Annotated in this window: 26 protein-coding genes; 17 read left to right on the forward strand and 9 right to left on the reverse strand. The window is 62.0% G+C overall.

From position 1 onward, the window contains the following. The first annotated feature begins 122 nt into the window (after window positions 1-122). From eno to lipA, 11 genes are all read left to right on the forward strand, one after another. Window positions 123-1,397, forward strand: a complete 1,275-nt coding sequence (gene eno / locus EFR00_RS03435; RefSeq protein WP_038688698.1) for a phosphopyruvate hydratase — start codon at window positions 123-125, stop codon at window positions 1,395-1,397. Between the two features lie 136 nt (window positions 1,398-1,533). Further along, the gene (locus EFR00_RS03440; protein ID WP_009993749.1) at window positions 1,534-1,854 is read left to right on the forward strand and encodes an FtsB family cell division protein; all 321 of its coding nucleotides are present in this window, start codon (window positions 1,534-1,536) and stop codon (window positions 1,852-1,854) included. A 145-nt stretch (window positions 1,855-1,999) separates the two neighbouring features. Then, the gene (gene pdhA, locus EFR00_RS03445) at window positions 2,000-3,046 is read left to right on the forward strand and encodes a pyruvate dehydrogenase (acetyl-transferring) E1 component subunit alpha (protein WP_038688700.1); all 1,047 of its coding nucleotides are present in this window, start codon (window positions 2,000-2,002) and stop codon (window positions 3,044-3,046) included. A gap of 16 nt (window positions 3,047-3,062) precedes the next feature. Further along, window positions 3,063-4,460: a pyruvate dehydrogenase complex E1 component subunit beta gene (locus EFR00_RS03450; RefSeq protein ID WP_077993834.1), complete on the forward strand. Its 1,398-nt coding sequence runs from the start codon at window positions 3,063-3,065 to the stop codon at window positions 4,458-4,460. Between the two features lie 15 nt (window positions 4,461-4,475). Then, window positions 4,476-5,816, forward strand: coding sequence for a pyruvate dehydrogenase complex dihydrolipoamide acetyltransferase (locus EFR00_RS03455; RefSeq protein WP_077993831.1), 1,341 nt, complete (start codon window positions 4,476-4,478; stop codon window positions 5,814-5,816). A 19-nt stretch (window positions 5,817-5,835) separates the two neighbouring features. Then, the gene (locus EFR00_RS03460; protein ID WP_039619569.1) at window positions 5,836-6,477 is read left to right on the forward strand and encodes an SGNH/GDSL hydrolase family protein; all 642 of its coding nucleotides are present in this window, start codon (window positions 5,836-5,838) and stop codon (window positions 6,475-6,477) included. 2 nt (window positions 6,478-6,479) lie between these two features. Continuing rightward, entirely contained in the window at window positions 6,480-7,061 is a 582-nt protein-coding gene (locus tag EFR00_RS03465; RefSeq protein WP_077993829.1) for a GNAT family N-acetyltransferase, read from the forward strand. An 18-nt stretch (window positions 7,062-7,079) separates the two neighbouring features. After that, entirely contained in the window at window positions 7,080-8,525 is a 1,446-nt protein-coding gene (gene lpdA / locus EFR00_RS03470) for a dihydrolipoyl dehydrogenase (protein WP_077993826.1), read from the forward strand. Window positions 8,526-8,618: 93 nt separating this feature from the next. Continuing rightward, entirely contained in the window at window positions 8,619-8,873 is a 255-nt protein-coding gene (locus EFR00_RS03475; RefSeq protein WP_011425215.1) for a GlsB/YeaQ/YmgE family stress response membrane protein, read from the forward strand. Window positions 8,874-8,887: 14 nt separating this feature from the next. Further along, window positions 8,888-9,136, forward strand: coding sequence for a GlsB/YeaQ/YmgE family stress response membrane protein (locus EFR00_RS03480; protein WP_009984605.1), 249 nt, complete (start codon window positions 8,888-8,890; stop codon window positions 9,134-9,136). Window positions 9,137-9,183: 47 nt separating this feature from the next. Beyond that, window positions 9,184-10,155: a lipoyl synthase gene (gene lipA, locus EFR00_RS03485; protein WP_077993824.1), complete on the forward strand. Its 972-nt coding sequence runs from the start codon at window positions 9,184-9,186 to the stop codon at window positions 10,153-10,155. Between the two features lie 431 nt (window positions 10,156-10,586). Here lipA and EFR00_RS03490 read toward each other — a convergent pair whose 3' ends face one another. Beyond that, window positions 10,587-10,946 carry an antibiotic biosynthesis monooxygenase family protein gene (locus tag EFR00_RS03490; RefSeq protein WP_077993821.1) on the reverse strand — a complete coding sequence of 120 codons (360 nt, stop codon included), beginning with the start codon at window positions 10,944-10,946 and terminating at the stop codon, window positions 10,587-10,589. Window positions 10,947-11,052: 106 nt separating this feature from the next. Between EFR00_RS03490 and EFR00_RS03495 the strand changes: the two genes are divergently transcribed. From EFR00_RS03495 to EFR00_RS03505, 3 genes are all read left to right on the forward strand, one after another. Then, entirely contained in the window at window positions 11,053-11,529 is a 477-nt protein-coding gene (locus EFR00_RS03495) for a MarR family winged helix-turn-helix transcriptional regulator (RefSeq protein WP_009991209.1), read from the forward strand. Continuing rightward, complete coding sequence (locus tag EFR00_RS03500; RefSeq protein WP_077993818.1) at window positions 11,510-12,040, forward strand: cytochrome b; 531 nt, start codon at window positions 11,510-11,512, stop codon at window positions 12,038-12,040. The genes EFR00_RS03495 and EFR00_RS03500 overlap by 20 nt, the downstream gene beginning before the upstream one ends. Window positions 12,041-12,134: 94 nt before the next feature. Continuing rightward, on the forward strand, window positions 12,135-12,587 hold the full coding sequence (locus EFR00_RS03505; protein ID WP_077993816.1) for a type II toxin-antitoxin system RatA family toxin: 453 nt from the start codon (window positions 12,135-12,137) through the stop codon (window positions 12,585-12,587). 18 nt (window positions 12,588-12,605) lie between these two features. On the opposite strand, the gene EFR00_RS03510 is transcribed toward EFR00_RS03505, so the two are convergent. Next, window positions 12,606-13,106 (reverse strand): CinA family protein, encoded by a 501-nt coding sequence (locus EFR00_RS03510; protein ID WP_077993813.1) that lies wholly within the window; start codon window positions 13,104-13,106, stop codon window positions 12,606-12,608. Beyond that, window positions 13,106-14,323: a bifunctional 2-C-methyl-D-erythritol 4-phosphate cytidylyltransferase/2-C-methyl-D-erythritol 2,4-cyclodiphosphate synthase gene (locus EFR00_RS03515; RefSeq protein WP_077993811.1), complete on the reverse strand. Its 1,218-nt coding sequence runs from the start codon at window positions 14,321-14,323 to the stop codon at window positions 13,106-13,108. The genes EFR00_RS03510 and EFR00_RS03515 overlap by 1 nt, the downstream gene beginning before the upstream one ends. Window positions 14,324-14,466: 143 nt before the next feature. Here EFR00_RS03515 and dusB point away from each other — a divergent pair, with 143 nt between their 5' ends. From dusB to ntrC, 3 genes are read left to right on the forward strand one after another with little or no spacing between them, the layout of a single operon-like run. Then, complete coding sequence (gene dusB, locus EFR00_RS03520; RefSeq protein ID WP_077993810.1) at window positions 14,467-15,486, forward strand: tRNA dihydrouridine synthase DusB; 1,020 nt, start codon at window positions 14,467-14,469, stop codon at window positions 15,484-15,486. Then, window positions 15,483-16,637, forward strand: coding sequence for a two-component system sensor histidine kinase NtrB (locus EFR00_RS03525; protein ID WP_077993809.1), 1,155 nt, complete (start codon window positions 15,483-15,485; stop codon window positions 16,635-16,637). The genes dusB and EFR00_RS03525 overlap by 4 nt, the downstream gene beginning before the upstream one ends. Then, window positions 16,634-18,085 (forward strand): nitrogen regulation protein NR(I), encoded by a 1,452-nt coding sequence (gene ntrC, locus EFR00_RS03530; RefSeq protein ID WP_038688732.1) that lies wholly within the window; start codon window positions 16,634-16,636, stop codon window positions 18,083-18,085. Before EFR00_RS03525 ends, ntrC begins: the two co-directional genes overlap by 4 nt. Window positions 18,086-18,458: 373 nt before the next feature. Here the strand turns inward: ntrC and EFR00_RS03535 are convergent, their stop codons facing one another. From EFR00_RS03535 to gcvA, 6 genes are all read right to left on the reverse strand, one after another. Next, window positions 18,459-19,553 carry a flavin monoamine oxidase family protein gene (locus EFR00_RS03535; protein WP_077994091.1) on the reverse strand — a complete coding sequence of 365 codons (1,095 nt, stop codon included), beginning with the start codon at window positions 19,551-19,553 and terminating at the stop codon, window positions 18,459-18,461. 97 nt (window positions 19,554-19,650) lie between these two features. Next, entirely contained in the window at window positions 19,651-20,325 is a 675-nt protein-coding gene (locus EFR00_RS03540) for a cupin domain-containing protein (RefSeq protein ID WP_077993808.1), read from the reverse strand. Further along, window positions 20,312-21,328 (reverse strand): alcohol dehydrogenase, encoded by a 1,017-nt coding sequence (locus EFR00_RS03545; protein ID WP_225887839.1) that lies wholly within the window; start codon window positions 21,326-21,328, stop codon window positions 20,312-20,314. Before EFR00_RS03545 ends, EFR00_RS03540 begins: the two co-directional genes overlap by 14 nt. Before the next feature lie 38 nt (window positions 21,329-21,366). Further along, on the reverse strand, window positions 21,367-21,759 hold the full coding sequence (locus tag EFR00_RS32905) for an FAD-dependent oxidoreductase (protein WP_086156211.1): 393 nt from the start codon (window positions 21,757-21,759) through the stop codon (window positions 21,367-21,369). After that, entirely contained in the window at window positions 21,729-22,331 is a 603-nt protein-coding gene (locus EFR00_RS03555) for an FAD-dependent oxidoreductase (protein ID WP_164519033.1), read from the reverse strand. Before EFR00_RS03555 ends, EFR00_RS32905 begins: the two co-directional genes overlap by 31 nt. Before the next feature lie 240 nt (window positions 22,332-22,571). Next, window positions 22,572-23,495, reverse strand: coding sequence for a transcriptional regulator GcvA (gene gcvA, locus EFR00_RS03560; RefSeq protein ID WP_179363816.1), 924 nt, complete (start codon window positions 23,493-23,495; stop codon window positions 22,572-22,574). Window positions 23,496-23,552: the final 57 nt, after the last annotated feature.

Genomic DNA, 23,552 nt, shown 5'->3' on the forward strand with positions numbered 1-23,552 from the left:
ATCGTGGTTTAGGCCACTTCAGAACGCCGGTACGAAGGCTGGAAATTGCGGCATTGTAATTTGCACGCCTTCGATTATGACAGGCTTCGAACGATTGATCACCCACCGAGCAGGAAGAACCCATGACTGCAATCACCGATATCATCGCCCGCGAGATCCTCGATAGCCGTGGCAACCCCACCGTCGAAGTCGACGTCTATCTCGAAGACGGCAGCATGGGCCGCGCGGCTGTTCCCTCGGGCGCCTCGACGGGCGCCCATGAGGCGGTCGAGCTGCGCGACGGCGGCAAGCGCTACCTCGGCAAGGGCGTAGAGAAGGCCGTCGAGGCCGCCAACACCGAGATCTTCGACGCCATCGGCGGCATCGACGCCGAAAACCAGATCCAGATCGACAACATCATGATCGAACTGGACGGCACGCCGAACAAGTCGCGTCTCGGCGCCAACGCCATCCTCGGTGTGTCGCTCGCCGTCGCCAAGGCTGCCGCCCAGGCCTCCGGCCTGCCGCTCTACCGTTATGTCGGCGGCGCTTCGGCGAGCCTGCTGCCGGTGCCGATGATGAATATCATCAACGGCGGCGCTCATGCCGACAATCCGATCGACTTCCAGGAATTCATGATCCTGCCGGTCGGCGCCGATTCGATCGCCGAAGCCGTGCGCATGGGTTCGGAAGTCTTCCATACGCTCCGCAAGGAGCTTGCAGCCCAGGGCCACAACACCAATGTCGGCGACGAAGGCGGTTTCGCACCGGGCCTGAAGAGCGCTTCGGAAGCCCTCGACTTCATCGTCAAGTCGGTTGAAAAAGCCGGCTACAAGCCGGGTGAGGACATTTACCTCGGCCTCGACTGCGCCTCGACGGAATTCTTCAAGGACGGCAAATACGTGCTCGAAGGCGAAGGCCGCACGCTCGAATCGGGCGCCATGGCCGAATATCTGGCCGAACTCGCCGCCAAGTACCCGATCATCTCGATCGAGGACGGCATGGCTGAAGACGATTGGGACGGCTGGAAGGCGCTGACCGACCTCACCGGCAAGAAGACGCAGCTCGTCGGAGACGATCTCTTCGTCACCAACTCCGCCCGTCTGCGCGACGGCATCCGCATGGGTGTCGCCAACTCGATCCTCGTCAAGGTCAACCAGATCGGTTCGCTGACGGAAACGCTCGATGCGGTCAATACGGCGCACAAGGCGGCCTACACCGCCGTCATGTCGCACCGCTCCGGCGAGACCGAGGATTCGACCATCGCCGATCTCGCGGTTGCCACCAACTGCGGCCAGATCAAGACCGGTTCGCTGTCGCGTTCCGACCGCCTCGCCAAGTACAACCAGCTGATCCGCATCGAGGAAGGCCTTGGGCCGCAGGCCCAGTATGCCGGCCGCTCGATCATCCGCGGCTGAGCAAATCTGATTTCAATGGCTTCACCCGCGCCCACCTGGCGCGGGTTTTTTATTGCCTGATTTTTACGGTCAACGAACGGTTAATCTCTGCGCATTATGCTGAACGAATTGGTAATGCGTTCAAGAGCATACGTGTATGTGGACAAAGCATCATAAGAAGAGAAAGCTCGGTCGCTTCGTCATTCCGGCCATGACGGTCGCCTTCCTTTCCTATTTCGGTTATCATTGCATCCATGGCGATTACGGGTTGCGGGCGACGGAGACGTTCGAGCGTCAGCGCGTCGAGCGCGAAAAAGAGCTTGCGGTATTGAAGGCGAAGCGCGAACATCTGGAAAGTCAGGTCGCGCTCCTCAGTGACGGTTCGCTCGACAAGGATATGCTGGACGAAAAGGCGCGCTATCAGCTGAATATGTCGCGCGCGGACGAGATCGTCATATTCAACCATTATTCCAATTAACCTGAATTCGGTTAATTTCAATTTCTGCTGTATTTCCAACAGCTTGGTGACGAATACGAGCCATGCAATTATGGCATTGCTGTGGTCATATTTCTTCCCTATGGTACGCGCCATCGAGAAACGACAAACCCATAGGGAGGGTTGAATGGCGCCGCGAAAGACCGCGACCGTTTCCAGCCGCAAAACTGCAGCAAAACCAGCAGCCAAAGCATCGAATGGAGGCCCGGTAGCCGACTTCGATCGGGATGAGGAACTCAAGGCCTATCGCGAGATGCTATTGATCCGCCGCTTCGAGGAGAAGGCCGGTCAGCTTTACGGCATGGGCTTCATCGGCGGCTTTTGCCATCTCTACATCGGTCAGGAAGCTGTCGTCGTCGGCATGCAGATGGCGCAGAAGGAAGGCGACCAGGTCATCACCGCCTATCGCGACCACGGCCATATGCTGGCAACCGGCATGGAAGCGCGCGGCGTCATGGCCGAGCTGACCGGGCGCCGCAGCGGCTATTCCCACGGGAAGGGCGGCTCGATGCATATGTTCTCGAAAGAGAAGCATTTCTACGGCGGTCACGGCATCGTCGGCGCCCAGGTTTCGCTCGGAACCGGTCTCGCCTTTGCCAATCGCTACCGTAACAACGGCAATGTCGCGATCGCCTATTTCGGCGACGGCGCCGCCAACCAGGGCCAGGTCTACGAGAGCTTCAACATGGCCGCTCTCTGGAAGCTGCCGATCGTCTATATCGTCGAGAACAACCGCTACGCCATGGGCACGTCGACGGCCCGCGCCACCGCGCAGTCGAACTATTCGCTGCGCGGCTCCGGCTTCGGCATCCCCGGCATCCAGGTCGACGGCATGGACGTGCGCGCCGTCAAGGCGGCGGCCGACGAGGCGCTCGAACATTGCCGCTCCGGCAAGGGCCCGATCATTCTCGAAATGCTGACCTACCGTTATCGCGGCCACTCCATGTCCGACCCGGCGAAGTATCGCTCCAAGGAAGAAGTGCAGAAGATGCGCTCCGAGCAGGATCCGATCGAGCAGGTCAAGGCGCGCCTCATCGAAAAGGGCTGGGCCTCCGAAGACGATCTGAAGGCGATCGACAAGGATGTCCGCGACATCGTCGCCGACAGCGCCGACTTCGCCCAGGCCGATCCGGAGCCGGATGCATCCGAGCTCTACACCGACATTCTGCTCTAATCGGGGGAGGGAACCCATGCCTATCGATATCCTCATGCCCGCCCTCTCTCCGACGATGGAAGAAGGCACGCTGTCCAAATGGCTGAAGCAGGAAGGTGACAAGGTCACCTCCGGTGACGTGATCGCCGAAATCGAAACCGATAAGGCGACGATGGAAGTCGAAGCCGTCGACGAAGGCATCATCGGCAAGCTGCTGGTCGATGCCGGCACTGAAGGCGTCAAGGTCAACACCAGGATCGCAGTGCTGCTGCAGGACGGCGAATCGGCTGACGCGATTTCCACCGCTCCTGCCGCTGCTCAGCCGGCTCCGGTCGCTGCTCCGCAGGTTGCTCAGGAAGAAAAGCCGACAAATACCGGTTCCGCTTCTGCTCCCGTTCCCGCAGAGCCCAAGGCCGTCGTTCCGAACGACCCGGAAATCCCGGCCGGCACCGAAATGGTGTCGATGACCGTGCGCGAAGCGCTCCGCGACGCCATGGCCGAAGAAATGCGCGCCAGTGACGACGTCTTCGTCATGGGCGAGGAAGTCGCCGAATACCAGGGCGCCTACAAGGTCACTCAAGGACTGCTGCAGGAATTCGGCCCCCGTCGCGTCATCGATACGCCGATCACCGAACACGGCTTTGCCGGTGTCGGCGTCGGCGCCGCCATGGCCGGCCTTCGCCCGATCGTCGAATTCATGACCTTCAACTTCGCCATGCAGGCGATCGACCACATCATCAACTCGGCCGCCAAGACGCTCTATATGTCCGGCGGCCAGATGGGCGCTCCGATCGTCTTCCGCGGCCCGAATGGTGCAGCCGCCCGCGTCGGCGCCCAGCACAGCCAGGATTATGCGGCCTGGTACAGCGCCATCCCCGGCCTGAAGGTTGTCATGCCCTACACGGCATCCGACGCCAAGGGCCTGCTCAAGGCGGCGATCCGCGATCCGAACCCGGTCATCTTCCTCGAAAACGAAATTCTCTACGGCCAGCACTTCGATGTGCCGAAGCTCGATAATTTCGTCCTGCCGATCGGCAAGGCCCGCATCCATCGTCAGGGCAAGGACGCTACCGTCGTCTCCTTCGGCATCGGCATGACCTATGCGACGAAGGCGGTTGCCGAACTCGAAAAGATCGGCATCGACGTCGAACTGATCGACCTTCGCACTATCCGCCCGATGGACCTGCCGACGGTTATCGAATCGGTCAAGAAGACCGGCCGCCTCGTCACCGTCGAGGAAGGTTATCCGCAGTCCTCCGTCGGCACCGAAATCGCCACCCGCGTCATGCAGCAGGCCTTCGACTATCTCGATGCGCCGATCCTGACGATTGCGGGCAAGGACGTGCCGATGCCTTACGCCGCCAATCTCGAAAAGCTGGCGCTTCCGAACGTCGGCGAAGTCGTCGATGCGGTGAAGGCTGTTTGCTACAAATAAGGGGAGGGTATCTCGATGCCGATCAATATCACGATGCCCGCCCTCTCTCCGACCATGGAAGAAGGCAATCTTTCCAAGTGGCTGGTCAAGGAAGGCGACAAGGTCAAGTCTGGCGATGTGATCGCCGAGATCGAGACCGACAAGGCGACGATGGAAGTCGAAGCCGTCGATGAAGGCACGGTCGCCAAGCTCGTCGTTGCCGCCGGCACCGAGGGTGTCAAGGTCAACGCGCTGATCGCCGTTCTCGCCGCCGATGGCGAGGATGTCGCCGCCGCCGCAAGCGGCGCAGGATCCGCCGCTCCGGGAAAAGCTGAGGCCGCCCCGGCTGCGAAGGCCGAGGCTGCACCGGCCCCGGCCGCTCCGGCTGCTGCGCCCGCTGCCGCACCCGCGGCAGTTTCGGCCGGCGGCAACCGCACCTTCTCTTCGCCGCTTGCCCGCAGGCTAGCGAGAGAAGCCGGCATCGACCTTTCGGCTGTCGCAGGCTCGGGCCCGCACGGTCGTGTCGTCAAGAGCGATGTCGAAGCCGCCGTTGCCGGCGGTGGCGCCAAGGCTGCGCCCGCACCGGCTGCTGCTGCTCCGCAGGCCGCCGCGGCTCCGGCCGCCGCAGCGCCGAAGGGCGCTTCCGAGGAAGCCGTGCTCAAGCTCTTCGAGCCGGGCTCCTACGAGCTCGTGCCGCATGATGGCATGCGCAAGACGATCGCCCGGCGCCTGGTTGAATCCAAGCAGACGATCCCGCATTTCTATGTCAGCGTCGATTGTGAGCTCGACGCTCTGATGGCGCTGCGTGCCCAGCTGAACGATGCGGCGCCCCGCAAGGACAACGCTCCGGCCTATAAGCTTTCGGTCAACGACATGGTCATCAAGGCCATGGCGCTGGCGCTGCGCGACGTTCCCGAGGCCAACGTGTCGTGGACGGACAGCAACATGGTCAAGCACAAGCACGCCGATGTCGGCGTCGCCGTCTCGATCCCCGGCGGCCTGATCACCCCGATCATCCGCAAGGCCGAGCAGAAGACGCTGTCTGTCATCTCCAACGAGATGCGCGACCTCGGCAAGCGGGCCAAGGATCGCAAGCTGAAGCCCGAGGAATATCAGGGCGGCACCAGCTCCGTCTCCAACATGGGCATGATGGGCGTCAAGAACTTCGCCGCCGTCGTCAACCCGCCGCATGCGACGATCCTGGCGGTCGGCGCCGGCGAGCAGCGGGTCGTCGTCAAGAACGGCGAAATGGCGATCGCCACGGTCATGAGCGTCACGCTTTCGACCGACCATCGCTGCGTCGACGGCGCGCTGGGCGCCGAGCTTCTCCAGGCCTTCAAGGGCTACATCGAAAACCCGATGGGCATGCTTGTCTGATCGCGAAGCGGAGGCGGAAATGACCAAGACCGTTCTTTGCTATGGCGACTCGCTGACCTGGGGTTATGACGCCGAGACGATCGGCCGTCATGACTACAAGAATCGCTGGCCGAGCGTGCTTCAGGCAGCGCTCGGCAGCGAGGCCCGCATCATTGCCGAAGGCCTGAACGGTCGCACCACCGCCTTCGACGATCACCTCGCCGATTGCGACCGCAACGGGGCGCGCGTCCTGCCGACGATCCTGCAGACGCATGCGCCGCTCGATCTTGTCATCCTCCTGCTCGGCACCAACGACATGAAGCCGGTCGTGGCGGGTTCGGCCTTTGCCGCCTGCCAGGGCATCAGCCGCCTCGTGCGGCTGATCCGCAATCACGCCTGGCCCTTCGAATTCGATGGGCCGGAGATCCTGATCGTGGCGCCACCGGCGATCTGCGCGACGGGCAATGTGCCTTTTGCCGCATCCTTTCCCGGCGGAATCGAAGAATCGGCCAAGCTTGCAACGCTCTATCGTGACCTTGCCGACGAACTTGGCTGCGGCTTTTTCGACGGCAATTCCGTCGCCAAGACCACGCCGATCGACGGCATTCATCTCGACGCGGAGAACACGCGTGCGCTCGGACGCGGCCTGGAATCGATCGTGCGGATGATGCTGGGGATCTGAAAATGGCTGCCTTCGTCGCCCTGCGGCAGGCCTCGCGGCGGGATGCCTCGGAGCTGGCGATCCTGGCGGATATCGCCTCGCATGGCTTTGCCTCCTGGCTCTGGTTCGCCGATGTGGCGAACGGCATAAGCGACACGCCTTTGGAGCGGGGGCGGCTGAAAATGAGTGAGGAGGAGGCTGTCGGCGGCTGGCGGGATGCGGTGATCGCCGAGGCTTATGGCGAGGTTGCGGGCGTGGCAATCGGCCATACGCTCGGGGAAGGCATAGGCGATATCGAGGCGACGAGCGCGGCGACCGAGCCGATGCTCGTCTTGCAGAAGACGGTTGTGGGAAGCTGGTTCATTGGCAGTCTCGGCGTCTACCGCCATCTGCGTGGCATCGGCATCGGGCGAACGTTGCTGGAGGATCAGATCGACAGGGCCGATGGCCGGCCTGTCAGTCTCATTACCGCAAGTGATAACGAGGCGGCTCTGTCGCTTTATGGAAGAAACGGATTCTCGGAGGCTGCGCGCGCTGATGCCGTGCCGCTCTTCGAAAACAGCAAGAGACACGCGTGGGTGCTCATGACCCGCAGCGCAGCGTAAACGAAGGGCAGGACACATATGGCTGAATCCTACGACGTCATCATCATCGGCTCCGGCCCCGGCGGCTATGTCGCCGCCATCCGTGCGGCCCAGCTCGGCCTGAAGACGGCGATCGTCGAGCGCGAGCATATGGGTGGCATCTGCCTGAACTGGGGCTGCATACCCACAAAGGCGCTACTGCGTTCGGCCGAGGTGCTGGATCACGCCAACCACTTCAAGGATTTCGGTCTCGTTCTCGAAGGTACCGTCAAGCCGGACGCCAAGGCCGTCGTCGGCCGCTCGCGCGCCGTCTCCGCCCGTCTCAATGCCGGCGTCGGCTTCCTGATGAAGAAGAACAAGATCGACATCATCTGGGGCGAGGCAAAGATCACCAAACCAGGCGAGATCGTCGTCGGCAAGTCGTCGAAGCCGGTCGTCGAGCCGCAGCATCCGCTGCCGAAGAACGTCAAGGGCGAGGGCACCTATACTGCCAAGCACATCATCATCGCCACCGGCGCCCGTCCGCGCGCACTGCCCGGAATCGAGCCGGACGGCAAGCTGATCTGGACCTATTTCGAGGCGCTGAAGCCCGACGCGCTGCCGAAGTCGCTGATCGTCATGGGCTCGGGCGCGATCGGCATCGAATTCGCCAGCTTCTACCGCTCGATGGGCGTCGATGTGACGGTTGTCGAAGTCATGCCGACGATCATGCCGGTCGAGGATGCCGAAATCACCGCCATCGCCCGCAAGCAGCTGGAAAAGCGCGGCCTGAAGATCTTCACCAGCGCCAAGGTCACCAAGGTCGAGAAGGGGGCGGGCAGCATCACTGCCCATGTCGAGACGTCGGACGGCAAGGTGCAGCAGATCACCGCCGACCGGATGATTTCGGCTGTCGGCGTTCAGGGCAACATCGAAAATCTCGGCCTCGAAGCGCTCGGCATCAAGACCGATCGCGGCTGCGTCGTCGCCGACGGTTACGGCAAGACCAATGTCGCCGGCATCTATGCCATCGGCGACGTCGCCGGCCCGCCGATGCTGGCGCACAAGGCGGAACATGAAGGTGTCGTCTGCGTCGAAAAGATCGCCGGCCTGCCGAACGTTCATCCCACAGACAAGGGCAAGGTCCCCGGCTGCACCTATTGCAATCCGCAGGTCGCCTCTGTCGGCCTCACCGAAGCCAAGGCCAAGGAGCTCGGCCGCGACATCCGCGTCGGCCGCTTCTCCTTTGCCGCCAACGGCAAGGCGATCGCGCTCGGCGAAGACCAGGGCATGGTCAAGGTGATCTTCGACAAGAAGACCGGCGAGCTGCTCGGCGCCCACATGGTCGGCGCCGAAGTCACCGAACTCATCCAGGGCTTCGTCGTTGCGATGAACCTCGAGACGACAGAGGAAGAGCTGATGCACACGATCTTCCCGCATCCCACAGTTTCCGAGACGATGAAGGAAGCGGTGCTCGATGCCTATGGCCGTGTGCTGAACGCTTGATAATTTCCGGGGCCGCCCTCTTTGTCCGGGGTGGAAATTTGCTCCCGGGGTGGAAAGCCACGCCGGGAGTGGAAAAATCGAAAGGAAATCCTCATGTCTATGGAGACGCAGGCGTTGCTGGTGTTTTTGCTGATCGGCCTGGTGGCGGGCTTCCTTGCAAGTCTCGTCGTCGGTGGCGGCGGCTTGATCAGGTGCCTGCTGAGCGGCATCATCGGCGCCTTCGTCGGCGGCTATCTGTTCAGCGCGCTCGGCATTTCGCTGGGCATTGAGAACGCGCTGGTCGTACAGATCATCCACGCCACCGTCGGTGCCATCATAGTGGTTCTGGTCGCCAGAGCGGTCGCTTAGGGGTAAGGGCGGGTATGGAAGGCGTGGGCTGGATCTCGGCAATCATCATCGGCGGGCTTGCAGGCTGGCTCGCCGGCAAGCTGATGGAGGCGCGGTACGGGATTTTCCTGAACATCGTGCTCGGCATCGCCGGCTCGGTCGTCGCCACCGCCATCCTCGCCCAATTCCATGTCCAGCTCGCCGGCGGCCGGCTCGGTTATTTCGTGACGGGTTTCCTTGGCGCCTGCCTGCTGATATTCCTTGCGCGGCTGGTGCGGCGCTAGATCAAGAGATGATGCCGCTTAAAGGGCGACGGAAAGCTGAAACTGCAATGGTGACCATTCTCGACACGATCAATCCCGACGCCAAGCGCGTGCGCCATCCCGAAAAGGCGCATCGGCCGGATACGGAAGTCATGCGCAAGCCGGACTGGATCCGCGTCAAGGCGCCGACCTCCAAAGGTTATGCCGAGACGCGGGCGATCGTGAAGGAGCACAAGCTCGTCACCGTCTGCGAGGAGGCCGGCTGCCCGAATATCGGCGAGTGCTGGGACAAGAAGCACGCCACCTTCATGATCATGGGCGAGATCTGTACCCGCGCCTGCGCCTTCTGCAATGTCGCCACCGGCAAGCCGAATGCGCTCGACATGGCCGAACCGGAAAATGTCGCCAAGGCGGTCAAGGAGATGGGCCTGTCCCACGTCGTCATCACCTCGGTCGACCGCGACGACCTCGAGGACGGCGGCGCCGAACATTTCGAAAAGGTGATCTGGGCGATCCGCGCCGCCTCGCCAATGACGACGATCGAAATCCTGACGCCGGACTTCCTGAAGAAACCGGGCGCGCTGGAGCGTGTTGTCGCCGCCAAACCCGACGTCTTCAACCACAATATGGAAACGGTCGCCGGCAACTATCTGACGGTTCGCCCCGGCGCCCGCTACTTCCACTCCATCCGGCTGCTGCAGCGGGTGAAGGAACTCGATCCCACCATGTTCACCAAGTCTGGCATCATGGTCGGCCTCGGCGAGGAGCGCAACGAAGTGCTGCAGCTGATGGACGACCTGCGCACTGCCGATGTCGATTTCCTGACGATCGGCCAATACCTGCAGCCGACCCGCAAGCACCACAAGGTCGAAAGCTTCGTCACCCCCGAAGAGTTCAAGTCCTATGAGACGGTCGCCTACAGCAAGGGCTTCCTGATGGTCGCCTCAAGCCCGCTGACCCGCTCCTCCCACCATGCCGGCGACGACTTCGCCCGGCTGAGAGCGGCTCGGGAAAAGAAGCTGTTGATGGCGGCTGAGTAAGGTTCGGCGCGCAATCTTTCGCCCTGGTCGGTCTGCGGACGACAATGCTTGCTAACCTCTCCTGCGTCATGCTCGGGCTTGTCCGACGGTTGTTCGGTTCACACTCACGATTGCCCCTCACCCTAACCCTCTCCCCGTTCTGACGGGGAGAGCCCTGCGAGTGACTGGAGAGAGGCGGAGAGGTCGCGACCCGCGGCTCGACCCCGGTCGGTGGCGGCAGGCGGATGAGGGGCAGCCTTCGCCGATCTCCCAGGCCGGGGGATGTCGCCTAGGTAGTGAGCTGCCGTTCGTGTCCCGAACAGCGAAAAACGCCAGAATCAAAGACAATCAGTGTCTTCCGTCCAGTCCAAATTTTTTAACCGGACGGCTGTGGGCTTGTCCGGAGCATCTGCTACCGATTAATGCGCAGCAGATCCTCCTTCTAATGATGCTCAAGCTGTGCAGATGCCGGCTACGGCGACCTTCTGAAACAGGTGCGGCCGAGCGACGGCGGATGCCGGGTATGCAGCGACCTGGGCGCGAAAGTCGGGATGAGTGAAGGCGGCTCGGAATGCCTCGTTCGATTCCCACATCGCATAATTCAGGTAGGTCATGCTCTCGCCGAGTGCTCGATGAAGCTGCGTCGAGATGAAGCCGGGCTGCCGCTTCATAAACTCGGCATCACGGCTCCAGACTTCGAGAAAACGCGGCTCATCAGCGGGATCGAGCGTGAAGAGGTTGATCAGCACGACCGGGGCTGCATCGACATCGAGCTGGCGGTGGATCGGAAAATTCTCATCAAGTGGTTGCATGTGCATGACTTCAGATCCCTTTCGTATTGGTGTAATGATGTCAATTTGGTGTGGTGCATACGTAATAACTTGACATGATGATGTCAATAACAATATATGGTGACAAATGGATGAAGCGACGAGAACCACGACAGGCGACGCCTTGACGGAACTGATCCTTTCAATGTTTCGGGTGAATAACTTGACCTTGACCTGGGGAGACAGACTTGTGGCGGCCTTTGGGCTGACCAGCGCACGCTGGCAAATCCTCGGGGCCATCGTCTATGCGGATCGGCCGCAGCCGGTGGCATGGCTGGCCCGGGACCTTGGTGCCAACCGCCAGAACGTGCAGCGCATCGTCAATGATCTGCACGGAGAGGGGCTGGTCGCCTTTGAACCCAATCCGCATCACCGGCGGGCGCAGCTCGTCGTGCTGACCGACAAAGGACGACAAACCTACGATGCTGCGATCGCAGCCTACAACCCGCGCGTCAACGCCATGGCCGCAGGGCTTTCACTTGCCGAAATCCAAACCGCACATCGCGTCATGACGAGGCTGCGGCACAGTCTCGAAGGAGAAATTGATGCTGAAAAGCACGACTGATCGCTACGGCGCCATCGCCGTCTCCATGCATTGGCTGACCGCCATATTCTTGCTCGTTGCCCTCGTCTCCGGCTTTCGAGCAGGCAATATCGTCGAACCGGTCGCAAAGGTGGCGCTCCTTCGTGTTCATATCCCAGCGGCGATCATGGTTCTTCTGCTGACCGTGTGCCGCATCGTGTGGTGGTGGCTTTTCGACAGGAAGCCGCTGCCTGTTCAGGGCGCGCCCTCGTGGCAAGAGTGGCTGGCCCGCGCCGTCCATCTTGCCTTCTACGTGGTCATCCTCGGCATGATTGCGAGCGGCGTCGGCATCATCGCGCTGAGCGGCGCGGCGCAAGCCATATTCGGTGCTGGCACGGAATTGCCGAACTTCCATCTCTATCCGCCGCGCCTGCCGCATGGGCTTGGGGCAAATCTCCTGCTGGCACTGCTTTCCGCACATATTGGAGCGGCACTGTTCCATCAGTTCGTCCGCAGCGACAGGTTGCTCCAGCGTATGTGGTATAGGCGCTGAGACCGCGCCGCCTTCGCCCCGTTCTCAGCTAAAATCCCGCCGTCGTATGCGCCAGCTTCTTGATCTTCTTGGCGCAGCCGCTTAAGTGCCGCCTATGCCGCACTTCGAAACGCACCGTTCCGTACCGCATACGCCCGACCAGATGTTCGATCTCGTTGCCGATGTCGAACGTTATCCCGAGTTCCTGCCGCTTTGCGAGGCGCTGTCGGTCAGAAGCCGCAAGGAGCGTGACGGCAGGATCCTGCTCGTGGCCGATATGACCGTCGGCTACAAGGCGATCCGCGAGACCTTCACGACCCAGGTGCTGTTGAACCGGGCCGAGCGTGTCATCGAAGTCAAATATATCGACGGTCCGTTCAAATATCTCGACAATCGCTGGCATTTCATCGAGACACCGGCTGGCGGCTGCACCATCAATTTCTTCATCGATTACGAATTCAAAAGCCGCATCCTTGGCGCTTTGATGGGCTCGATGTTCGACCGCGCCTTCCGCATGTTCACCGAAGCCTTCGAAACGCGCGCGAGTAAGATCTACGCTCCGGTCTGACGGCCGGTTGCAGGCACATCAATGCGTGAGCAGCAAACGCACCATCTCCAGCGCCGTCCTGACCGTTGCCAGCCGAACCTCACTGCGGCCGATGTCGCCATAGAGCATTTTCCGATGGATAAGGACGCCGGCGCGCGATTTGGCAGCGAGATGCACGAGGCCGACCGGCTTCTCGGCTGATCCGCCGCCGGGGCCGGCAATGCCGGTGACGGCGACGGCGATATCGGCGCGCGAGCGGAAGAGGGCGCCGTGCGCCATTTGCCGGGCGGTCTCCTCGGAGACTGCGCCGAAACGCAGCAATGTTTCCGCCTGCACCCCGAGCAGCTCGGTCTTGGCGCTATTCGTATAGGTGACGAAGCCGCGGTCGACGACGGCGGATGAGCCGGATATCTCCGTCAGCGCGCCTGATATCAGCCCGCCGGTGCAGGATTCGGCGGTTGACACCATCAGCCCTGCCGCGGTGAAGTCACGGATGATCGCCTCTGCCGCCGTAAGGATATCTGGAGGGAAAGGGCTCATCATTTCCTCCCGCGATAGACGACGGTCGCCGTGGCGATCGCCGCGATGCCTTCGCGCCTGCCCACGAAGCCGATCGTCTCGTTGGTCGTCGCCTTGACCGAGCAGCGCTCGAGATCGATGCCGAGATATTCCGACAGGTTCGCCCGCATGGCCTCGCGATGCGGGCCGACCTTCGGCGCCTCGGCGATCAGCGAGACATCGGCATTCATGATCGTGCCGCCGCGTTCGCGCACGATTCGCGCGGCATGCTCGATGAAGATCCGCGAAGCCGCTCCCTTCCACTGCGGGTCGGATGGCGGGAAATGATCGCCGATGTCGCCGGCGCCGCAGGTGGCAAGCAGCGCGTCGGTCAGCGCATGCAGCGCCACGTCGGCATCCGAATGGCCTTTCAGCTTCTGGTCGTGCGGAATGAACACGCCGCAGAGCGTGACGCCGTCGCCTGCTTCGAGCTGGTGCACATCGTAGCCGTTGCCGGTGCGCACATCAGGAAGCAGCGACGCCGACAGCTTGTCGTCGGCCATGACAATATCGCTTTTAACAGTCAGCTTGACGTTATCTCCCGTGCCCTCGACGATCGTCACCGGAATGCCCAGCCATTCGGCGATCGAGGCATCGTCGGTGAAATCGCTGCGCCCGCTCGCCGCCGCCTTTTCATGCGCGTCGAGAATGGTTTCGAAAGCGAAGGATTGCGGCGTCTGCGCCGAATAAAGCTGCTCGCGTGAAACCGTCGTCAGCACCGTGCCGGCGCCGTCGGCGCGTTTCAGAGTATCGGTTACCGGCATGGCCGGCAGCACTGCCGCTGCGCCGTTGCCAAGGCTTTCGGCAATGCGGTCGAGAAGCGCGTGGTCGAAAAAGGGTCGCACCGCATCGTGAATCAGCACATGGCTGACATGCTTGTCCTTGAGGTATCGAAGGCCCGCCAGCACCGATTGCTGCCGGGTCGGGCCGCCATGCACCGTTTGGATCGGCGTTGCCGAAATGATATGGCGGAGCGCCTTGGCAAACAGCGCCTCGTCATCGGGATGAATGACGACGACGATCTCGGTCGCCAGCTCCCATGTCATGAAGTTTTCAAGCGTATGAACGATAACCGGCGTGCCGCCAATCGGGCGATATTGCTTGGGGCCGTCCTTGGAGGATCCGGCCCGCTCGCCGCGGCCGGCGGCAACGATGACAATTCCGGCCGATATCAGTTGCTTGGACGGCATTTGCAGCATAAATCCCCTAAAATACGCGGAATTGACCGGAGTGCTCTAACCGCTTGCTTTGGCCTTTTCCAGCATCTGCCCGAAAAATATCGATTCCGACCCAAGCCCCCTTGGCAAAGCCATGGATCTGTGGCTAAAAATAATGCAGTTACATGGTGTGCCTGAAAGATAATCATTTGATTTGCAAGGACCTCGCAGCGCCTCTCCGAATCGGATCCGTATCCGTGCGGAACCGCGTTGTGCTGGCGCCGATGTCCGGCGTCACGGACGTGCCGTTCCGCGAGCTGGCTTGGCGCTTTGGCGCCGGGCTCGTGGTCACCGAGATGGTGGCGAGCCGCGAGCTGGTCAACGACACGGCCGAATCCTGGTCGCGGCTCAAGGCGGCGGGCTTCCGGCCGCACATGGTGCAGCTTGCCGGCCGCGAGGCGCACTGGATGGCGGAGGCGGCGAAAATCGCCGCCGATCACGGCGCCGATATCATCGACATCAATATGGGCTGCCCGGCAAAGAAGGTGATCGGCGGTTATTCCGGCTCGGCGCTGATGCGCGACCCCGATCACGCGCTCGGCCTGATCGAGGCGACGGTCAAGGCCGTCGACATTCCGGTGACGCTCAAGATGCGCCTTGGCTGGGACGAGAATTCCATCAACGCGCCCGACATTGCGCGCCGCGCCGAAGCCGCCGGTATTCAGCTCGTTACCATTCATGGGCGGACCCGCATGCAATTCTACGAAGGCCGCGCCGATTGGGATGCGATCCATGCCGTCCGTGACGTCATCTCCATCCCGCTGATCGCCAATGGCGATGTCGAAACCGCCGCGGATGCGCAGGAAATCCTGCGCCGTTCCGGCGCCGATGCAGTGATGATCGGCAGGGGCTGCCAGGGCAGGCCGTGGCATGCCGGCGTGCTTGCCGGTGCCGCGGAGCCGCGGCGCGAAGACATTGCCGATATCGCCGTCGAACATTACCGGATGATGCTCGATTTCTACGGCGAGGCGGTGGCGATCCGCCATGCCCGCAAGCATCTCGGCTGGTATCTCGAGCGGTTTGCCCCCGCGCTGGCCGGCGGCGAGAAGGCTGCGATCATGACCTCGCGCGATCCGGGCGAGGTGGCCGCGCGCCTTTACGATGCGCTTAGCGCAGCTCTTGTCGATAGCCGGGAGGCGGCATGACGAAGGATACGATATCTCCGCCCGATCAGACCGGGGGAACCGTCGCCATGGCCGTGCTGAACGCCATCCAGAACCCGGTCGTCATGGTCGACGAATCCGGCTTCGTCGCCTTCGCCAATTGGGAGGCGGAAGCCTTCTTCGGCGCCAGCGCCCCGCATCTGGCGCGTTACCGCATCTCCACCTTCATTCCCTTCGGCAGCCCGCTGCTCGCCCTGATCGATCAGGTGCGGGAGCGCAAGGCGCCGGTCAACGAATATCGCGTCGACCTGAGTTCGCCCCGCCTCGGCCAGGACAAGCTCGTCGATCTCTACGTCGCCCCGGTGCTCAGCGAGCCCGGCGCCGTCGTCATCGTGTTTCAGGAACGATCGATGGCCGACAAGATCGACCGGCAGCTGACGCATCGCGCCGCCGCCCGCTCGGTGACCGGTCTCGCCTCGATGCTGGCGCATGAGATCAAGAACCCGCTCTCCGGCATCCGTGGCGCCGCCCAGCTGCTCGAACAGTCCGCGGTTGACGACGACCGGGCGCTGACCCGGCTGATCTGCGACGAGACCGACCGCATCGTCTCGCTGGTCGACCGCATGGAAGTCTTTTCCGACGAACGTCCTGTTGACCGCATGCCGGTCAATATCCATTCCGTTCTCGATCATGTGAAGGCCGTCGCCAAGGCCGGTTTTGCTCGCAACATCCGCGTCACCGAAAGCTACGACCCGTCGCTGCCGGCCGTCTATGCCAATCGCGACCAGCTCGTCCAGGTCTTCCTCAATCTGGTGAAGAACGCCGCCGAAGCGGTCGGCGATCGGGCGGACGGCGAGATCATGCTGACGACCGCCTATCGCCCGGGCATCCGTCTTTCCGTCGCCGGCACCCGTGAAAAGATCTCGCTGCCCTTGGAATTCTGCGTTCACGACAATGGCCCCGGCGTTCCCGCCGATCTGCTGCCGCATCTCTTCGATCCCTTCATCACCACCAAGACGAACGGCAGCGGACTCGGCCTGGCGCTGGTCGCCAAAATCATCGGTGATCACGGCGGCATCATCGAATGCGACAGCCAGAACAGCCGCACGACTTTCCGCGTTCTCATGCCGGCGTCGAAAGACGTTTCGCTCGAGGATGCCTCTTCCGCAAGCTCGACAGGACCTTCTCGATGACAGCCACGATCCTCGTTGCAGATGATGATGCGGCGATCCGCACCGTGCTCAATCAGGCTTTGAGCCGCGCCGGCTATGACGTTCGCATCACTTCCAACGCCGCTACCCTCTGGCGCTGGATTTCGGCGGGCGAGGGCGATCTTGTCGTCACCGACGTGGTGATGCCTGACGAAAACGCCTTCGACCTCTTGCCGCGCATCAAGAAGGCGCGTCCCGATCTGCCGGTTCTCGTCATGAGCGCGCAGAACACCTTCATGACCGCCATCAAGGCTTCGGAGAAGGGCGCCTACGATTATCTGCCGAAGCCCTTCGACCTGACCGAGCTGATCGGCATCATCGGCCGCGCGCTCGCCGAGCCGAAGCGCAAGCCCGCCAAGCTCGAAGAGGATATGCAGGACGGCATGCCGCTCGTCGGCCGGTCGGCGGCGATGCAGGAAATCTACCGCGTGCTCGCCCGTCTGATGCAGACGGATCTGACGCTGATGATCACCGGCGAATCCGGTACCGGCAAGGAGCTTGTCGCCCGCGCGCTGCATGATTACGGCAAGCGCCGCAACGGCCCCTTCGTCGCGATCAACATGGCGGCCATTCCGCGCGACCTGATCGAATCCGAGCTCTTCGGCCATGAGAAGGGCGCCTTCACCGGCGCGCAGACCCGCTCGACCGGCCGTTTCGAGCAGGCCGAAGGCGGCACGCTCTTCCTCGACGAGATCGGCGACATGCCGATGGACGCCCAGACCCGGCTTCTGCGCGTGTTGCAGCAGGGCGAATACACCACCGTCGGCGGCCGCACGCCGATCCGCACCGACGTGCGCATCGTCGCCGCCACCAACAAGGATCTGAAGCAGGCGATCAACCAGGGCCTCTTCCGCGAGGACCTCTATTACCGCCTCAACGTCGTGCCGCTGCGCCTGCCGCCGCTGCGCGACCGCGCCGAGGATATTCCCGATCTCGTGCGCCATTTCATCCAGCAGGCCGAAAAGGAAGGCCTCGGCTCCAAACGCTTCGATCAGGAGGCGCTGGAACTGATGAAGGCCTATGCCTGGCCGGGCAATGTGCGCGAACTGGAAAACCTCATCCGCCGCCTGATGGCGCTCTATCCGCAGGATGTCATTACCCGCGAGATCATCGATGCCGAGCTGCGCTCCGACGTTCCCGACAGCCCGATCGACAAGGGGCCGATCCGCAACGGCTCGATGACGATCGCGCAAGCGGTCGAGGAGAACATGCGCACCTACTTCTCCAGCTTCGGCGAAAACCTGCCGCCGCCCGGCCTCTATGACCGGGTGCTGACCGAGATGGAATACCCGTTGATCCTTGCTGCGCTCACGGCAACGCGCGGCAACCAAATCAAGGCGGCCGATCTCCTCGGCCTCAACCGCAACACATTGCGCAAGAAGATCAGGGAACTCGGCGTTTCGGTTTACAGAAGCTCCCGCACGGCCTGAAAAAAAGGCGGTGGGCTCCTCGTTTGCCCACCGCCTCCTCCTCCCAGTATCCGCCGCCACGGTCGGGAACAAAATTAAATCTATCGCAGCCCCGTCACGGTTTGTATCTGCGCCGGAAAACAAAAACGCAGTGTCATTTGATAGTCACATAGTATTTGCGAGCTATTGTTTGCCGCCGCGCAAATGTCATTGAAGTTGCTGCGGTCGCCGCCACCACGCCTGTGGATAAGCTGTGGATAACAGGTGGATGGCATGGGCCGGTCAGCGGGCGACGGCGGCCCGATTTCGCCCGGATGTTGCTAATTCGTTCCAAGGAGCGTCATCGCCGTTGCTTCCGTCGGGCTTAGGTCATTGAGGAAGTAGCTCTTCGCGGTCAGAGTGACGAGACAACCGCCGAAACAGCCTGTTTCGCAGCGGCTACGGCCCCGGCAAGAAAGCCGGGTTCAATCGCGCTCGTCTCGCTGCCGGCCATGGCCAGCCGCCGGCTCCACCGTCCCGACACCCAATTCGTGTCCTCGGCCGATAGGTGTCCCGCCGCGACGCGGTCACGGCTTGTGGCAGTCAATGGATCGGCTGCCCAGTCTTTCAAAATAGTGCTGCGCGGCTCCAATGCGCCAGCGCCGAAAATTCGCCCGAACTGAGCAAGGCAGGCCTTGTTCAACAGCTCTTCGCCGAGTGCCGCTCGCTGATCCGCGCCGGTGCCGATGAAGCCGAAGAGGGCTGCCTTTCCATCCGCGAGGGTCGCGTCATGCATTTCGACCATGGGGCCAACCATGCTCTGGGCGGTTCCCGACAACCCGCCGTCGCGCCAGAAAGGCCGATCATAGATCGCGAAAAACTTGGCGTGTGGCGCCATCCAGGTCGGCGTATCCCGCCAGCGAGCCAAGGTGGATTGGTCCTGCTGCGGCGTGAACGTCACATTCGCCTCAAGCAGTCGAGGCGGCAGGGCGCAAATGACCTGCTGCGCCTGGATCACTGCGGCCGTGCCGTCCGCAGCGTTCGAGGTAATCTCGACACCGTCACCGGTAAGCGCCATCGCCGACACATGGGTATTGAGTTGAATTTTGCCCGCAGGGATGTCTCGTTCCAAAGCACGCACCAGCGCCGCCGACCCGCCGGTCAAGCGAAGAGATTTTCCTTGCTGTTCGACAGGACGATACCTCTGCGGTCCTTCGCGCGACATTCGCTCGAAGATCACATCGCCGTCGTTGGCTTGCGCGAACGACAAAAGCCCAAGTTCCAGCACCAGGTCGGCAAGCTCCGGCTGCATCATCGGCCAGAACCAGGACGGACCGAGATCGAACCCGTTGTCGGAGGCAATCCCATGTTCATCTGTCGTCAGGATGCGACCGCCCAGTCGATCTCTAGCTTCGAACAAAAGGAAGTCGACGCCCTTCGAATTCAAGGCCCGTGCGGCGCAGAGCCCAGCGAGCCCTCCGCCGACAATCGCGACTTGGTATCTTTTCATCAACATACCCCTGGCTTACCGGCAGAATGCGGATGCGGGCGAATTCAGCGCGGGCACGCACGGGCCGGCGTCTAGTCAAAGCACAGAGGTTGCCTTGCTAGGGGAGTTTCAAAACATCGGCATGCTGCAATGGCGCGTCCTTGATCCAAGCATAGGCACCCTGTGCACCGGCGCTCGTCATCAGGTTTTCGCCTGCGGGCAGCCGCATCCAGCTCTGGGATACAAGTCGTTGCGCGCCGACGGACAGCTCGCCTTCGAGAACCAGCAGCTCCAATCCACGATGATTCGAGAGTCTGATCGAGGCGCTGCTACCCCACCTTTGCAGATAGACCTGCTCATGACCGTCATCGAACAGGATCGTTGCGGTGACGGCATCGTTTTGAAGTCCAGGCTCTCCTTCACCCGTTCTGCGCACGATTTGCGCCTCGTCGCCCTCGCGAAACTGCCAGAGCTTGACGAAGATGGTGCAGCCGTCAGCGGATGCAGGCGCATGCGACGTACCCGGCGGATTTCGGAAGTATGATCCGGCCGGGAAACGACCGTGTTCGTCCTCGAATATCCCATCGAGCACCAATATTTCCTCACCGCCCGTGTGGGTATGAGACGGAAATACGCTGCCTGCGGCATAGCGGACAATCGAGGTCGCCCGAGCCACTTCCTCGCCGACACGATAAAGCATCCGACGATCGACCCCGCGGGCCGGACTGGCAACCCAGTCGAGTTTCGCGGCGTGCACAACGGTCGGCTTAGTGAAATCATCATTCAGACGCATTGTTTTTCTCCATGGTCAGCACCACCCGAAACTTGACGCCACCGGACTTCATCTTTTCGAAAGCGCTCGCGGCCTGTTCGAACGGCATGGTCTCGAACTGGGGACGCACGCCAACGAGGACTGAAAAGTCCAAGGTTTTTTCGTTCTCGAAAGGCGTTCCGGTGATCGAACCCAACACGCTGCGCTCGCCGCCGACCAGCGGTCCTGACGACACCGTCAAAGGGTCCTTTCCGATCCCAAGGACGACAAGCCGGCCTTGCGCCGCGATCCCCGGCATGAGTGCCGAAACCATCTGCAGGTCTCCGATGGTGGAAATAACGGCCTTCGCACCGCCAAGGCGCTGCAGATACTCTACTGCGTTTTCCCTCGCCGTATCGATATAATCATGGGCGCCGAGCGATCTGGCGTCGTCAGCAATGTCGTCGCCCCGTCCGATGGTAATCACCTTGAATCCCATCTTGCGGGCATATTGCAGCGCCATGTGGCCAAGACCGCCTATGCCGACAATGGCCACGACGTCGCCGGCTTCCGCGCCGCATTTCTTCAGTGCGTTGAAGGTGGCGAGCCCCGCGCACAGGATCGGCGCGGCCTCCTCGGCCGTGAGTTCGTCGGGTATCGCGACAAGCCCGGTATTGCGGGCGATCATCATCTCGGCATAGCCGCCGTCACAGGTCGCGCCGACGATCGGCTGGTTCGTGCACAGCTGAAATTGGCCGCGTCGGCACGGGTCGCATTCGTTGCAGTGACCGCCAAGGCGGCCGACGCCAACTCTCTGGCCGATTTTCCATCGTCCGGGTGTTCCCCGTCCTATGGCGGCAATCCTGCCGACCACCTCGTGCCCCGGCACTCGTGGCAAACGGCCATTGGTGTCCGGCCCCTCAATGTCTTTGGCGTCCGCACCGCAGATTCCACAGGCATCGACCTCAATCAGCACTTCGCCATCGCCCGGCGTCGGAATTGCTCTCTGCACCAGTTCAAGCGTGCCGGGGCTCGTCACCTGCATCGCGCGATATGTCCGTTTCATATGAACCTCCTGGAATGTCACAAGGTGGATGCCGAGGCCGAGCGCCTGGGAAGGCCTTGCCATATCCGTTCAATGTCTGCCGCGACCCGTGGAGCCGCTTCCGCCGCGCCTTCCAGGTAGCCCGGGTTGGTCACGCTGGTTTCGGAACCGGCCAGCATCAGCACCGGCGACCAGTCTCCCGATACCCACGGCCGAGCGTCGGGGAGGGGATGACCGGCGGCGATCAGGTCGTCCTCGGTCGCCGTCAACGCGTCGGCGGCCCAGTCTTTGTACAACGTCGCCACCGGTGTCCGGGCTTTATCTCCGAACAGTCGGACGAGCTGTTCAACAGACGCTTGGATGATCGGTTCGGGTCCGATCGTTCGACGCTGCGCGGCAGTTAGGCCGACGAAGCCGAACAGCGCTGCCACCGTCGAGGCAAGGCAGGATCGATGGGCGGCTCGAACGTAATGGAGCGGTCGATCAGGCGGGGCGGCATTGCGAGCACCACGATCGCAGCCTCCATCGTCTCGGCGGCTCCATCCGGGCCTTCCAGCGTTACCGACACCGAGCCGTCCGGACGAGTGAGACCCGTCACTCTCATGCCGAGCCGCACATGTTCGGCGGCAATTCGACCTCTCAATGCCGCGATGAGCGAGGCGGTGCCGCCCTTTATGCGCATCGAGCGCGGCTCGCGTTGAAAGGTTGGAAAGCGCTGAGGCGCGATGCTTGCGGACCGCTCAAGGACGATGTCGCCCTCGTCATTCTGTGCAAAAAGCCGGATGCCCAGCCTCTCTGCCAGAGAACAGAGGACTGGCTGCATCTCCGGCCAAATCCAGGATGGGCCGAGATCGAATCCGTCTTCGGACGGCAATCCGCCGTTCCCGGCCGAAAGAATTCGGCCTCCCAAGCGGTCACGCGCTTCGACGAGCACGAATTCAATGTCTGCCGACTGCATTGCATGAGCAACCGTCAGGCCCGCAATACCGCCGCCAACAATCATAACCGGAAGGCTCATTGGCCGCCCCAAAGGCAGGTCTCGTTGTTCAACATGATCTGCTTCCCCAAACCCCGGCGGAGAGCGCCAGGATTTGATTGAAAGAAAAACTTTGTGTCTCCGCAAACCGCAATCGCGTCGCGAGCAGCGACACAGCGCCGGAGATACTCCACCGATGTCAGGATTGATCGAAGCTGCACGAACTCGCAAACGCGAAGTTCTTCGTCGATCGGAAAGAAAAACTATTCAGGCCGCGGGCCGCTCGGCGAGCGCTTCCTCGAACAGCCAGTCCCGGAATGCGGCAAGGCGCGGCAGTCCGGCAAAATCGGGCCGATAGGTCACGTAATAGGCCAGCGGCGAAGCGGCCGACCGATCGGGGAACAGTCTGACCAGCCGGCCGGCCGCAAGGTCGTCATGCGCCAAAATACTTCGGGCCAAAGCAACGCCACGCCCATCGATTGCGGCTTGCAGCACAGCTGCCGAATTGTTGATGGTTAAGCCCCTTGGCTGCGTCGTCTGCGTAGAGCCGACCGTCTTGAACCACAAATCCCAGGTCATGAAGCCGGAACTCGGATCGACCGAGACGTCGTGAATAAGCGTGCAGGCAGCAAGTTCATCCGGCTGCTGTAATTTAAGGGAGCCCCTCAGCGTCGGAGAACACACTGGAAAAACCTCTTCCTCCATCAATTTCTCCGAAACCAGGCCGGGCCAATCACCGGCGCCGTATCGGACGCCGATATCGATGCCCTGGGCAGCATAGTCGGCCAGCTTCAGGCTGGTGTCCAAGCGAATATCGACCTCCGGTACCCTCGCTTGGAACCGCTCGATTCTGGGAAGCAGCCACTTTGCCGCAAAAGCGGGACTGACCGTGACCGTGAGGACCCGGCCGGCCGCCCCTTCCTTCAGGCGCTCAAGTCCGAGGCTCAGTCGATCCAATCCTTCCCGGATGTCAGGCAAGGCCCGGTTTGCCGCCTCCGTTGGCATCAGCCGGGTTTTCCCCGTCGCCGTTCGATAAAAGAGCGGCGTGCCGAGCCATTCTTCAAGGCCGCGCACGATCTGTCCGACGGCAGGAGCCGTCACATTGAGCTCGGCGGCGGCTTCGACGAAGCTGCCATGCCTGGCGCTGGCTTCGAACGCGCGGAGAGCATTGAGATAGACGGGCGATTTCATGGAAATGTTTTCTTTGTCGTGAGCGGAATTTTTCGATGTTGTCAGAACGGGGTGAAA

This window comes from Rhizobium sophoriradicis (genome assembly GCF_003939025.1).
In the GTDB taxonomy this organism is placed as follows: domain Bacteria; phylum Pseudomonadota; class Alphaproteobacteria; order Rhizobiales; family Rhizobiaceae; genus Rhizobium; species Rhizobium sophoriradicis.